General features: G+C 67.9%; 11 protein-coding genes. 6 read left to right on the top strand and 5 right to left on the bottom strand.

Annotated features, from left to right (window positions below):
* Window positions 1-23 precede the first annotated feature (23 nt).
* The 6 genes from ACSC1S_RS02860 to ACSC1S_RS02835 all read left to right on the top strand — a co-directional run bounded on the left by ACSC1S_RS02860 (window position 24) and on the right by ACSC1S_RS02835 (window position 7720).
* Window positions 24-983: a polysaccharide deacetylase family protein gene (locus ACSC1S_RS02860; protein WP_435363076.1), complete on the top strand. Its 960-nt coding sequence runs from the start codon at window positions 24-26 to the stop codon at window positions 981-983.
* Entirely contained in the window at window positions 970-1755 is a 786-nt protein-coding gene (locus ACSC1S_RS02855) for a formyltransferase family protein (protein ID WP_435317332.1), read from the top strand. Before ACSC1S_RS02860 ends, ACSC1S_RS02855 begins: the two co-directional genes overlap by 14 nt.
* 198 nt (window positions 1756-1953) lie before the next feature.
* Window positions 1954-4059 (top strand): GAF domain-containing protein, encoded by a 2106-nt coding sequence (locus tag ACSC1S_RS02850; protein WP_435363075.1) that lies wholly within the window; start codon window positions 1954-1956, stop codon window positions 4057-4059.
* A gap of 37 nt (window positions 4060-4096) precedes the next feature.
* Window positions 4097-4879 (top strand): helix-turn-helix domain-containing protein, encoded by a 783-nt coding sequence (locus ACSC1S_RS02845; RefSeq protein ID WP_435363074.1) that lies wholly within the window; start codon window positions 4097-4099, stop codon window positions 4877-4879.
* Between the two features lie 89 nt (window positions 4880-4968).
* A complete protein-coding gene (locus tag ACSC1S_RS02840) occupies window positions 4969-5955 on the top strand; it encodes a glycosyltransferase family 2 protein (RefSeq protein ID WP_435363073.1) in 987 nt (328 codons plus the stop codon).
* A 43-nt stretch (window positions 5956-5998) separates the two neighbouring features.
* Complete coding sequence (locus tag ACSC1S_RS02835) at window positions 5999-7720, top strand: asparagine synthetase B family protein (RefSeq protein WP_435363072.1); 1722 nt, start codon at window positions 5999-6001, stop codon at window positions 7718-7720.
* A gap of 27 nt (window positions 7721-7747) precedes the next feature.
* Here the strand turns inward: ACSC1S_RS02835 and ACSC1S_RS02830 are convergent, their stop codons facing one another.
* The 5 genes from ACSC1S_RS02830 to ACSC1S_RS02810 form a co-directional block, all read right to left on the bottom strand.
* On the bottom strand, window positions 7748-8881 hold the full coding sequence (locus ACSC1S_RS02830) for a sugar-transfer associated ATP-grasp domain-containing protein (protein ID WP_435363071.1): 1134 nt from the start codon (window positions 8879-8881) through the stop codon (window positions 7748-7750).
* 281 nt (window positions 8882-9162) lie between these two features.
* Window positions 9163-10077 (bottom strand): glycosyltransferase family 4 protein, encoded by a 915-nt coding sequence (locus ACSC1S_RS02825; protein WP_435363070.1) that lies wholly within the window; start codon window positions 10075-10077, stop codon window positions 9163-9165.
* The gene (locus ACSC1S_RS02820) at window positions 10074-11117 is read right to left on the bottom strand and encodes a DUF354 domain-containing protein (protein WP_435363069.1); all 1044 of its coding nucleotides are present in this window, start codon (window positions 11115-11117) and stop codon (window positions 10074-10076) included. The genes ACSC1S_RS02825 and ACSC1S_RS02820 overlap by 4 nt, the downstream gene beginning before the upstream one ends.
* Window positions 11118-11119: 2 nt before the next feature.
* Window positions 11120-12154: a glycosyltransferase family 2 protein gene (locus ACSC1S_RS02815; RefSeq protein WP_435363068.1), complete on the bottom strand. Its 1035-nt coding sequence runs from the start codon at window positions 12152-12154 to the stop codon at window positions 11120-11122.
* Window positions 12154-12603, bottom strand: a complete 450-nt coding sequence (locus ACSC1S_RS02810; RefSeq protein ID WP_435363067.1) for a hypothetical protein — start codon at window positions 12601-12603, stop codon at window positions 12154-12156. Before ACSC1S_RS02810 ends, ACSC1S_RS02815 begins: the two co-directional genes overlap by 1 nt.
* Between the last annotated feature and the right edge of the window lie 231 nt (window positions 12604-12834).

Here is a 12834-nt window from a genome sequence, read left to right as displayed (position 1 = left end):
CGACACGGCCGGGTGAGCTCGCGATGAGCATCGTCACCCTGAGCCTCGAAATCGAACTCGGCTGGGGCGTCCACGACATCGACGAGTACGAGCGCATCAGCGAGGACCGCCAGTGCGAGTCCCGCTACCTCCGTCGCCTGCTCTCACACTGCGACGACGTCGACATCCCCTTCAGCTTCGACGTCGTCGGGCACCTGTTCCACGCCGCCTGCAGTGGCGAACACCGCAGCCCCCACGAGGACGGCTGGTTCGACGAGGACCCCGGGACGGACTGGCAGACGGACCCGCTGTTCTACGCTCCGGACCTGGTCGCGGACATCCGCGACGCCGACACCGACCACGAGATCTGTACCCACTCGTACTCCCACGTCTCCTGTGACGAGGCGAGCGACGAGGCGATTCGCTGGGACCTCGAACAGGCACAGCAGGTTCAGGAGCACGTCCTGGGTGAGCGAACCGTCTCGTTCGTCCCGCCGAAGCACGAGCAGCCGCCGACACATGCGCTCCGCGACGCCGGTATCGAGATCATCCGGATGCACCGCAACGATGGCGTCTCGAAGCCACGGAAGTACAAGCGGCTCGTCGCGGGACCGCACCCGGAGTTCTCGCCCCCCGTCACCATCGAGGACGACGTCGTCGTCACCTACTGCACGGAGTACCCGTCGCTGACCTCGGCGCTGTTGCCCTCGGGTCGCCGGGACACCCATCCCGCCTTCAAGTACCTCCCCTTCGACACCGCCAAGCGCCAGCAGCTCCACCGCCGCTACCTCCGACAGACCGCCGAGCAGGCGCTGGAGACCGACACGCCGGTCCACCTGTGGGCGCACCTGTACGACCTCTCGAACGAGGCGCAGTTCCTCGCGTTGCGGGACTTCCTCACCGACCTCGCGGCACTGGAGGCACAGACGGACCTGGAGGTCCTGACGATGGCCGAACTGAACGACCGCGTCAGAGCGGAACGACAGGCCCATGTCGTCGTCTGAGCAGCCCCGCGCCGGCGTGTTGCTGAGTGGCGAGACGGTCCCGCGCTGGATGGCTCGCGCGCTCCAGCTCGTGGAGGTGGAGACGAACGCGACCATCAGCCGACTCGTCATCGACGACAGCACGACCGAGCGCGGTCCCGTCGACACGGTCCAGCGCCTCGTCGACCTCCGCGAGTGGGCACCGTTCGCCGCCGCCATCTCGCTCCGGTCGGACCCGTACTTCGCGGAGTCCATCCCCATCGACGAGATTCCGGCGCTGACCGACGCGAAGCGGACGTACTGCGAACCGGTGGACACGCCCGGGTTCGGCCAGGAACTCCCCGACAGTGCCGTCGCCGACCTCGAACCGCTCGACGTCGCCATCCGGTTCGGGTTCGGCATCCTCGTCGGCGACGCGCTGACCGCGCCCACGAAGGGTGTCCTCAGCTACCACCACGGCGACCTCACCGAGTACCGCGGGCAGCCCGCCGGCTTCTGGGAGTTCATCCACGACGAATCCTCCGCGGGAATCACGGTCCAGCGCATCACCGACGAGCTGGACGCGGGCGAGATATTCGCGTACGAGGAGGTCGACATCGACGACGCGGACACCTGGCGCGACGTGAGACGCCGACTCTACACCACCTCCGAGCCGATGCTCGCGCGGGCGACGCGCAAACTCCTCTGGGGCGACGACCCCCGCGAACCGGACGAACTCGGCGACCTCTACACGCTCCCGAAGGGCAAACCGGTGCTCTCCTACGCGGTCAAGACCGCGAAGGGGTACCTCTGAGTTCTCGCACCGACGCTCTCGACTCGACGCTCGGTTCAACCGCCGCGTCGCCCAAGAACGACCGTTTATCCGACGGGTAAACCGCCATATCTGGCGGATAATAAGGACAGTTTCTCTCGAACCATCGACCGATATGGCCACTACAAGCTTCACCTGTGCCGACTCCGACACCCGGTCCGTAACCGGGGTGACCCGACCGTGAGCCGGGACGCCGCCGTCAGGTCCCGGTCGAGCACGCCGTGTTTCCTGCTCGTCGGGAGCGAGGGTCGTCTCGAACCAGCGCTGCAGACGCTCACCGAGAACTTCGACGACCCGACCCTGCTGACCCACCCGTCGGTCGACCCGGGGTCGGACTGGTCGGACGTCGCCTTCGACGTCGACTGCATCGTCGTCGACGCCGAGAGCAGCGGGACGCGGCCGGGCGCGGCCATCGAGACGCTCTCTTCGGAGTTCGACGACACGCTACTGTACGCCGTGCTCGACGAGGAGGGGCCGTTGACCGTCGAGGAGGCGCTGTCGTACGGCGCGACCGACGTGGCCTGGCACGACGTGACCGGGTACGAGGTGTTCGCCTCCCGGCTCCGCGGGGCCATCGAGGAGGACGCGACCCACCGCTTCAGCTCCGCCACCAGGCAGGCAGCCGAGCACGTCGCCGCGGGCAGCCTCGGCGACGTGTTGAACGGCGGGACGCCGCTCGAGGTGAGTCGCCGACTCGTCGAGACCGCGACCGACCTGCTGGGAGACGCGACCGTCGAACTGTACCTCCACGACCAGCGGACGGAGACGCTCCAGTTGACCGCCTTCTCCAGTGGGCCACGGACCGGGAAGCCGCCGTCCTCGTACGCGCTCGGCGAGGGGTCCGCCGTCGCCAGGGCCTACCTGACGGAGGAGACGCTCATCCGTGACCCCGACGACGGGTTCATCGACGAGGGAGACGACGGTCGGAGCGTGGTCGTCCCGGCCTGCGGAATCGGTGTCCTCGTCGCGACCGAGCAGGGGTTCGACGTGCGAACCATCGAGACGGCGAGACTGGTGGCTTCGCTGGGGGAGCTCGCGTTCGGCTGGCACACCAACCCGCCGTCGGCCGAGTCGACCCAACCCGCTGAGCGTTTCGGTCACGCCGACGGCCTGACGGACCTCGCCGACAGGGTACGGTCCATCGAGCACGAACTCGTCCGGACCGAGTCCCGGGAGGCCGTCGAGCAGAACCTCTGTGAACGGCTGAACGGGTTCGAGGACGTGACCCTCGCGTGGGTCGGCGAGACCGAGACGCGGACCGACACCATCGCGCCCCGGTCGTGGGCCGGCGACAGCGAGTACATCGAGACGGTCTCCATCGACGGGGTCGACGAGGACACCGCGACCGGCACACCGGCTGCCCGGACCGCCGCCTCCGGGACCGTCACCGAGATCGCCGGGCTCGACGAGGGTGCCGCCGACGCGGACGCCGCGTGGCGGACCGCCGCCCGGGAGTGCGGCCACGGTTCCGTCCTCAGCGTTCCCCTGACGTTCGACGGCATGACGTACGGCGTGGTGACCGTCTTCGGGACCGATGCCGACACGTTCGACGGCGTCGTGGGCACGCTGGTCCGCGAACTCGCGACGACCGCGGCGTACGCCATCGACACGATGGTGTGCCGCGAGCGCCCGCTGACCGACCACCGCCTGCGACTCGACTGCCTGGCCCGGTCCGCGACAACCCTCCTCCCGCGCCTGATTCGGGAGCTTCCACCCGCCCTCGAGCTCGAGTCCCTCTTCGACACGCAGCAGGGGACTCGCGCGTTCTTCGACGTCCCCGAGGAGCACGTCGACGCCTTCGAGCGCATCCTCGTTGACGACCCCGACGTGGCGTCGTTCAGCTGGATCGGCGGACAGGCCGGGGTGTGTCACCTCGTGGTGGACGACCCGATACTGGCGACCGTCGCTGCCGCGGACGGGAACGTCCACAGGCTGGAGGACCGGGACGATGCCGTCCAGTTCACGGTCGAGGTGCCGGCCGGGACCGACGTCGACGACCTCCTGTCCTCGCTCGACGTGGGCGGCGACGACGTCGAACTGCTGACCCGTCGCCGGACCGCGGACTCGGTTCGAACCGCCGAGGGGGCCCGCTCCGACGTCGAACGTCGGCTCTCGGACCGCGAACTCGGCCTCCTCCGGCTCGCCCACGAGGCCGGCTACTTCGACTGGCCACGCGAGACGAGCAGTGCAGACCTCGTCGACCTCGCGGGTGGCTCCCAGTCCGCGGTCAGCAAACAGATTCGCGCCGGACAGGCGACGGTCATGGACGTGTTGTTCGACGGATGACGGGGACGAACCGACGTGAGCGCCACGGGGGTGACCCATGAGCTCAGAGGACACCACCGAAGAGCCGGCGTGTGAGTGGCGCGAGAGGCCGTTCATCGTCGACCTGGCCGAGGAGGACGCCGAGCCGGTGCCACGACTGGTCGACACCGACTCCTCGGCCCTCATCGCCGAGGTGCACCTGGTCAATCCGGACCTCCTGTTGAGCCACTGCATCGCCACCGTCCCCGGCGTGACCATCAGGCCGGAGTACCAGACGGTCCTCGACTGCGAGGTCAAGATCTTCTTCTTCACCGTGACCGGCGACGAGTACGACGAATTCGAGGCGGCGCTGGTCGAGGACCCCACCGTCGCGGACCCGACGCTCGTCTCCGAGAAGGACACCTACCGGGTGTACCGGGTGCGGCTCCTCCCGAACACCCAGCCGATCACCCCCGCGACAGCCAAGCTCGACATCCGGGTCGTCGACGCCAAGAGCAGCGACGGCGGCTGGCTCGTCCGGCTCGAGGTTCCGAACCGCGAGGCGCTCTTGCGCTTCCGGGACTTCTGTGACGACGAGGACGTCAACTTCTCCATCCGGCGGCTCTACACCGATACGTTCGCCGAAGACGCGTTCCTCGGGCTGACCGAGACCCAGCTGACCACGCTCCGGACCGCGTTCGACACCGGGTACTTCGACGTGCCCCGGCGCATCTCCCAGCAGCAACTCGCCGACCTGCTCGGCATCTCCACCTCCGGCGTCTCACAGCGCCTTCGGAGTGCCCTAAGCCAGCTCATCGAGCACACCGTCGCGGAGGAGCACACCGTCCCGGAGGAGGACTGAACACCCGCGGGGGCGGGACGGAGCGGAGAGAACGTCCCGCTGGCTTAACCGGTCGATAACAAACAGCCCCCGTACCGAAGGGCGAGTGAATGCCGAAAGTCAGCGTCATCATCCCCACGTACAACCGAGCCGACACCGTCCGGCGGGCCATCGATAGCGTCCTCGCACAGACGATGTCCGACCTGGAGTGTCTGGTCGTCGACGACGCGTCGACCGACGACACACAGGCTGTGCTGGACGAGTACGACGACTCCCGGCTCCGAACGTTCCGCCACGACACGAACCGGGGTGGGAACGCCGCCCGGAACACCGGGCTGGCGAACGCCGACGGGGAGTACGTCGCCCTCCTCGACTCCGACGACGAGTGGAAACCCGAGAAGCTCGAGCACCAGCTCGACAGGCTCGACGCCGAGTCCGACGACTGGGTCGCCGCGTACTGCGACTGGGAGTACGACCTCGACGAGTCAGGCGAGAGCTGGAAGCGAACGGTCGCGGCCCTCCTCGACCGGTTCGACCGGGACTATCCCACCGAAGGCGGGGCCGGCGACATGGTCCGCGAGATCCTCTCCGACAACCTCCACACGGGGGCGGGTTCGACGCTGCTCGTCGAGACGGCCGTCGCCCGCGACGTCGGCGGCTTCGACGAGGACCTCGACCGGTTCCAGGACACCGAGTTCGCCCTCCGGGTCGTGAAGGCGGGCAAGCTCGCACACGTCGCCGAACCCCTGATGGTCCGCCACGACACCGGGAGTCCCTCCGCCGAGACCTACCGGGACGCGAACGAGGAACTCCTCTCGAAGTACGACGAGGAGGTCGCCGCTATCGAGGCCGACGGGCGCGACATCCGCGGCCAGCGCAACCTCTTCGTCGCGAAGCACTTCCTCGCGGAGGGTCGCCCGGTCGGCAGCCTGCGCCACCTCCGGCGGGCGTCCGTCGACGGCCACGAGGTTCCCGGAGTGCTCGCATCGGCGGCCCGTGGCCTGAACCGCCGCAAGCGGAGTGTCGCCATCGCCCTGACGCTGGTGCTGGCCGTGACGCTCGGCTACACACTGACGAGAGGCACCGACAGTGCGTGAACCCAATCCCACCATGTTCGGCCACGGAGAACCGGGCCGTGCGATGGACCAGCCCACGGGGCGCACCGTCTCGCACTCGAACGACAAGGAGCTGTTCGGCGTCTTCGGTGACCGCGACCAGTTCGACGCGAACACCGGCGACCGGCGCTTCGACGCGATACTCGACGGTGAGGGCGTGACCGTCGGGGTCAGAAGCCCCGGCCTCGGTATCCCGAACCGCACCTCGGTCGCCGACACGGCGGACGGAATCTGCGCCGTCTGGGGCGAGGCCTTCACCCCCGGTGGACAGTCACAGCCGTCCGCGTCGTGGCTCCTCGAGGCGTACGCCGACCGCGGCGTCGACGCCCTCGGCGACCTCAACGGGTCGTACCTCGCGGTCGTCGAGCACGACGACGAGGCCATCGTCGCGACCGACCCCGTCCGGTCGTGGGCCTGTTACTACACCGACGACCCCGGGACGCGGGTGTTCGGGACCGACGCGACGGCGGTCGCCCAGACCATGGTCGACCCGACCCGGAACCGACAGGCCGTCGGTGAGTTCCTCCACCTCGGGGTGACCCTCGGCGAGAAGACCGCCCTCGAAGGTCTCCAGCGAGCCCCCGTGGACTCGTACGTCACCGCGACGGGCGTCGAAGCGCTCGACCGGTTCGTCCACGACCCACAGGAGTTCGACTACGTGGACGAACTCGCCGACCGGCTCGAACGAGCGATGGAACGCCGGTCGCACTACCCCGGAACCAAGGGCATGATGCTCTCTGCCGGCTACGACTCCCGGCTCCTGCTCTCCCAGATTCCCGACATCGAGGTCGCCTACACCGTCGGCCACCCACAGGCACAGGAGACCCAGGGTGCGCGTGCCCTCGCGGCCCAGTACGACACGGAGCACGTCGCCTTCGAGCCGTCCCGACGCTACCTCGAACCGACCGACGAGAAGATCCAGTACACCCAGGGGGTCAAGGAGTCGCTCCACATCCATCACGCCGGGTACGACGACGACATCGAGGTGGATACGATGTACCACGGCCTGCTGTGTGACACCTTCCTCACCGGGCACTTCCTGAAACAGGACTACGTCCACGGGTTCGGGAAACGGCTCCCGCTGCCGCGTCTCGACCCGGACCCCGACCCGGTCGAGGCCCTGCTCGACAAGTTCGGCTACGTGGAGGCTGGCTCCGACGCCCTGGCCGAACACGTCGGCATCGTCGACGACCCGCATCGCTTCGTCCGCGACGCCGTCCAGCGCGAGGTCGAGAAGGTCGCCGACCGCGCCGACGACATCCAGAACGTCATCGACGTCGCCGGCATCGGCAACCAGCCGTCCATCCCGTTCCGCCGCCACCTGTTCGACAACTACCTCGAGTCCTTCTTCGTCCTCGACACCGAGCTCATCGACTGGCACCTCTCGACCCCGCCGGAACACCGCAACACGCAGACGTTCCTCGACGCGTGTCGCCAGCTCGACTCGAACATCCTCGACACCCGCCCCCCGGACCGGCCCCACGACTCCGTCGTGTTCAACGAGGTCGAGGGGTTCCTGCGGCGACAGCTGCCGCTGGTCACCTCCTTCGAGTCGGCGTGGCCGGACCGCCACGACATCTTCGAGAAACACGACATGGACCAGCACCTGTTCCCGAACGCGTCACACCTCCACGAACTGCCGGTGCGCCACAAGCTCCGGGTCTCCGACGTCGTCGACTGGACGGCGATGGCGACCGGGACCGAACACGCCGGGCCGCACTGGCTTTCCCGGCCAGAGACCGTCTGAGCGCCGCCATTCTCCCGTCTGTCGCGGTCAGCAGACGCCGTGTGTCTCGTAGAACCGCCTGACCCGTTCGTCGGTCAGCAGCGGCTCGTGAACCTGCAACAGGTCCACGTCAGTGTAGTTGTTCGCCTCGATGACGGCGAACTCGCCCGGCGCGCTGACGACGATGTCCCACGCGATGTAGGGGATGTAGGAGAGTTCGTCCGCCATCGTCAGCAACTCGTCGTGGATGTCCGCCCAGCCGGGGACGGTGACGCCGGCGATCTGTGTCTCGGTGTCGGGGTGGACCTCCCGACGGCCATCCCAGCCGAACTTCGGGGCCCGGGCCGCGGGACTCAACTGGCCGGTGTCGGGGTCGAGCTGTGCAGAGAGCCCGCCCGCCGACCAGTTGTCGACGGGCGCGGACTCGTCGGTCCCGATGCGATGGACGGCGGTCGCGAGGAACGGCTCGCCGGCCTGCTGGTCGTACATCGTCAGCGCCCGGATGGTGTTCGGCGAGTCGGGATAGAGCGTGTAGGCGTAGTCGTCCATCCCGACGAGTTCGGTGACGAGGTAATCCGAGAGCGAGTCGACGCGTCGCTCGAACGACTGTCGACTGACGGGGTCACCGTCGACGCGGACGCCTTCTTCCATCGCCTGACAGAGGAGGACGTTGTTCCCCCCGCCACCCGAGGTCCACTTCAGGACGAGGTTCCCCTCGCGCTGGAGTCGTTCGAGGACGACCGACCCGGCGTTCCGGCCGTCGACGCCGCGGGTCGCCACCTGGTCGGTGCCGCCGTCGCTGCGGCCGAACCGGGCAGTCGCCGGTTCGGGGGCCGCCCCCGTGAGGTGATGGAACTGCCCGTCACGAACCAGCCCGTACAGCTCCGGGCGATGCTCGTCGAACGGTTCCAGCAGTCGGTGGAACAGGAGCTTGTTGTCGAGCGCGAGGCTCCAGCGCCCGTTGATCCGTTTGGTCTGGACGTAGCGGCTGTAGTCGTCGAGGTAGGCATCCCGACCGTGGGTCTCGAAGTCGTAGAGGGTCGCCGCCTGGCTCTGGAACCCGTCGCGCCAGAGGTCGAGCTTCTCGCCGGGCGAGAGCCCGTGGTCGCCGTCGTCGCGGAGTTCGTCCATGGCAAGCGACATGACCTGGTTCGTCGTGATGTAGGCGTCTCTGACGTTCACTGCAGCTCACCTCCGGACGAGGCGCTCCGTGCGCGTCGCGAGCGGCCGGCGTGTCGGCTGGGGGTCGATTCCTGGCGGGTCGCAGTCACCAACGGTCGGTCGTGGGTCGACGAAAGAGGGGACGACATGGTCGTGCCGTACCGGTGCGTGACAGATGAAACGCGGTGACGCTCCCGGCCGATGTCTGTCGGTTGTTGGTCGTTTACGCCGCTTAACTGTACGCTAACCGATGTGGGACGGTCCCCTGGTCGACCGACCGACACCTGCGATAGAAAATGTCCTCAGGCGAGCGCCGACTCGTACACCGAGACGAGTCGGTCGGCCATCTCCTCGTGACTCACGAGTTCCTCGGACTGCCGCCCGTCCGAGCGCGCACCGGTGGCCGCGACCTGCTCGACGGCCGCGGTCAGGTCCGGGTCGGCGTCCGAGACGGTGCAGTGCTCGACGTCGCCGACCACGTCACGGACGAAGCCGACGTCGGTCGAGACGACCGGCAGGTTACACGCCGCGGCCTCCTTCACCGTCATCGGCCCGCTCTCGCGGGTCGACGTGAGCAACAGCAGGTCGCTGGCGTTCATGTAGTACGGCATCTCGGCGTAGTTCACGCCGGAGAGCGACCGCAGGGTCACGTCGGCGTCCGCCCGCTCGACCACGCGGCGGGCCCGGTCGAAGTCCTTCTCCGCCCGGCTGGTCTCGTACGGGAACAGTGCGACCGTCTCGTCCTGCGACCAGCCCACGTGCTTGCGCGCCTCGGCCCGTGGGATGGGCCGGAACTGGTCGGTGTCGACCCCGAACGGGACGTGGGTGTAGTCGGTGGAAAGCTGGGGTGCCATGGCCTGGCTCGGCAGCACGACCTCGTCGGCGAGGCGTGCGCTGTACTGGCTCAGGGCCCGGAGCCACGTCATGTCACTCATGAGGTCCGTGCCCCAGAGCGTGAGCACGACCGGATGGCGGAACTGGGCGACCGCGTACGGCCCGACCAGCCCGTAGTTCGCGTGGACGAGGTCGTAGTCGTCGATGGCCTCCCGGGCCACCTTCGGCGCGAACTTCAGGTAGTCCGAGACCGACCGCGGCTCGTCCGGCGAGTACGTCCCCGGCACCGCCAGGGTCGTACACTCGATACCACGGTCTTCCAGCGTCTCGACCTGCGTCTCGAAGAACGTCCGCGTCGAGGTGATGAGCTGGAGGACCCTCATGCCGTGACCGGGGCAGGTTCGCGCGAGGTCACCTGGTTCACGATCACGTCGGTCGCGTCCACCTTGTCCGCGAGCAGGTTCTGGCGACGACGCTGCCAGCGCGCGGGCTGGTACTCTTCGAGGATGTACTCCGCCTTGCGAAGTGCCTCGCTGTGGCGGTTCTTGGTGTCGAAGTTGTAGAGCAGGCCGTACTCCTGTTCGAGCTCCTGCGTGTAGCCCATGGTGAGCGTGTTCACGTACACGGCAGGGGTTCCGAGGACCGCGCTCTCGGCCGCGGTCGTCGCCCCCTCGCCGACGAAGAGGTCGGCGTAGTACAGCAGGTCGTGCATGCGCTCGGGCGCGACCGTCATGCGGCGGTCCTCCAGGTGGGCGGGGAGCGGTTTCTCGGAGGTGAACAGCACCGTCGCGCCGGTCGCCTCCAGGCGGTCGAACACCTCGGTGACGTTGTCGAACCCGCCCTCGCCGAGGTCGTGTGAGGCCCCCCAGCCGTTGAACCGGCCGACGACGAACGTGTCGTCCGGGTCGAGACCCACCTCGTCGAGGACCGACGGGTCGGGCTCGAACCGGTCCGGGTGGAGGTACGCCAGTTCGTGGTATCCGGGATAGCGTCGCTGTGTCCCGCCCGGGTCGCCGTCGTAGCAGTCCGGCAGACAGAGCTGGTCCGCGAACGGGTACGCAAGCGACGTGATGAGCTTTGCGTGCTCGGTGTCGTAGAAGATTACGCTGCGCGCGCCGACGAGCTTCGCGACGTGCGAGGCCGCGACGCCGCCGATGGCGGTGATGACGTCCGGGTCTATCTTCCAGGCGCGGGCGAGCAGCTTCGCCTCGTACGTCGCCTGCACGAACGCGAGCGACGCGAGCCCCTCCGACTCGTCGGCGAGGACCTCGTAGTCGATACCGTAGGCGTCGAGCAGTTCCAGGTTCACGCCCATCCGGCGGGCGAAGACGTGGACCTCGTGGCCCTGGGCCTCCAGCTCCTGGATGGCGTGCTTGAAGAAGTGGACGTGTCCAGGGTGCTGGATGGTGACGATGACTCGCATCGTCACTCACCTCCCTCGCGCTGGTTCTCGCGACGGTCGAGCACCATCCCCATCAGCACGAGGAAGGCCCCCTGCATCGTCAACAGCAGCGACCCGTCGTCGTCGCCCCGGAACAGCTGCCGGGCGATTCCGGCCAGCACCGCCACCACGCCGAGGCCGTAGAACAGCGACAGCGGGTGGAAGTTCCGGGCCAGGTAGCGCTCCTTCAGTCGCCACAGGAACCCGTGCAAGAGCGCGAACGAGGTCTGTGGGACGAAGCCGGTCAGCGAGATGGAGCTCTCCTCGTCGCCGTACTCTGCTTCCATCGGCACGTCCACGACGTGGAGTTGCTCGACGTTGAGGTGGACGAGGATGTCGTTGGTGTACTGGTGGTCGTCGCCGAGCGCCTCCAGGTCCAGCGCGCACAGCGCCTCGTGGGAGATTGCCGTGTACCCGTTCTGTGAGTCCATGATGCCCCAGTAGCCGCTCGCGATCTTCGTGAGGACCGAGAGCAGCCAGTTGCCGACCAGCCGGAACGTCGGCATCGACTCGCGGTACTCGCTGTCGGCCAGCCGGTTCCCCTTCGCGTAGGCCGCCTCGCCGGTCGCGACCGGTTCGACGAGGTCGTCCATCTGGTCGGGGTCCATCTGGCCGTCGGCATCCAGAGTCACGGTCACGTCCATCTGCTCCTCGCGTGCGCGCCTGAAGCCGGTCTTGAGCGCGCCGCCGGCCCCCTGGTTCTCCTCGTGCCGGATGGGGACGATGTCGGGCGGCACGGTCCCGCCGTCGGTGACCGACTGCACGGCGTTCTCGACACGGGTGTCGCTCGCGCCGTCCGGGGTGTCCGTCGCGTCCTCCGAGGTGTTCTCGTCCCCGGAAGCCGCGTCGACAGTCTCGGAGACGGCGCGGCAGATCTCGTCCCAGGTGCCGTCGGTCGACCGGTCGTCGATGGCGTAGACCCGGTCGACGAACCGCGGGATGGACGTGAGGACGTCGGCGACGTGGTCCTCCTCGTTGTACGCCGGAACGACGACCGCGACGGTTGCGTTCCGGTACATCAGAGCCCCCGGTAGGTGACGGTGATCGCCCCCTGTTCGATGACCAGTGCCGGGTCGACGGTGCCCGTGACGTCGATGAGGAGCTGGTCCGAGACCTCGTCGGAGAGCAGGTCCTTAAGCGAGAGCCCGTCGATGGTGTTCAACGGTCTGAACACGACGATGGCGTCGTAACAGTCGGTCGGGGGGCCGGGTTGTTCGCCCAGCGAGTCCACGGCGGTGTCTGCCGAGAGCCCCATGACCGCTACGCCGTGGGACTGGAGCTTCACTATGGTCTCCTGGGCGACGTCGCTCTGGATGCCGACGGCCAGGACGTGTGGGTCGTCCACCCGCCGACGGTCCTTGAGCGCGTCGAGGAGCATCGACACGATATGGTCACTCGCCGATTCGTCGAACCGCGTCGGGACGTTCGGGACCTCCGACACGGGGTCGTCGCGTACAGTTGGAGTCATGGTTGGGTACCTCCGCGAGGGTGTGGTGGGGTCACCAGTTCTGGACTGGTCTCGTTCGTACACCCGGGGACTACCCGCATTATTATAGCCTGGATAAGGCCGAATGAGGCCGCTTCACGCCGAATTACAACCGATGGGACGGTTCGCGACTCGATTACCGCGCGGCTAAGCCGAGCTATTGCGGTCTATAACGAAGGAGACCCCGTACGGTTGGTTTTGTACAGATGCGAG

Source organism: Haloarchaeobius pelagicus (genome assembly GCF_051207375.1).
In the GTDB taxonomy this organism is placed as follows: domain Archaea; phylum Halobacteriota; class Halobacteria; order Halobacteriales; family Natrialbaceae; genus Haloarchaeobius.
The sequence above is the reverse complement of the archived record's forward strand: the minus strand, read 5'-3'. Positions and strand labels throughout refer to the sequence as shown.

What these genes read in the sequence shown, in the direction of transcription:
- ACSC1S_RS02810 (WP_435363067.1), bottom strand. Translation starts at nt 12,603, where the DNA reads ATGACTCCAACTGTACGCGACGACCCCGTGTCGGAGGTCCCGAACGTC.
- ACSC1S_RS02855 (WP_435317332.1), top strand. Translation starts at nt 970, where the DNA reads ATGTCGTCGTCTGAGCAGCCCCGCGCCGGCGTGTTGCTGAGTGGCGAG.
- ACSC1S_RS02860 (WP_435363076.1), top strand. Translation starts at nt 24, where the DNA reads ATGAGCATCGTCACCCTGAGCCTCGAAATCGAACTCGGCTGGGGCGTC.
- ACSC1S_RS02840 (WP_435363073.1), top strand. Translation starts at nt 4,969, where the DNA reads ATGCCGAAAGTCAGCGTCATCATCCCCACGTACAACCGAGCCGACACC.
- ACSC1S_RS02825 (WP_435363070.1), bottom strand. Translation starts at nt 10,077, where the DNA reads ATGAGGGTCCTCCAGCTCATCACCTCGACGCGGACGTTCTTCGAGACG.
- ACSC1S_RS02845 (WP_435363074.1), top strand. Translation starts at nt 4,097, where the DNA reads ATGAGCTCAGAGGACACCACCGAAGAGCCGGCGTGTGAGTGGCGCGAG.
- ACSC1S_RS02835 (WP_435363072.1), top strand. Translation starts at nt 5,999, where the DNA reads ATGGACCAGCCCACGGGGCGCACCGTCTCGCACTCGAACGACAAGGAG.
- ACSC1S_RS02820 (WP_435363069.1), bottom strand. Translation starts at nt 11,117, where the DNA reads ATGCGAGTCATCGTCACCATCCAGCACCCTGGACACGTCCACTTCTTC.
- ACSC1S_RS02815 (WP_435363068.1), bottom strand. Translation starts at nt 12,154, where the DNA reads ATGTACCGGAACGCAACCGTCGCGGTCGTCGTTCCGGCGTACAACGAG.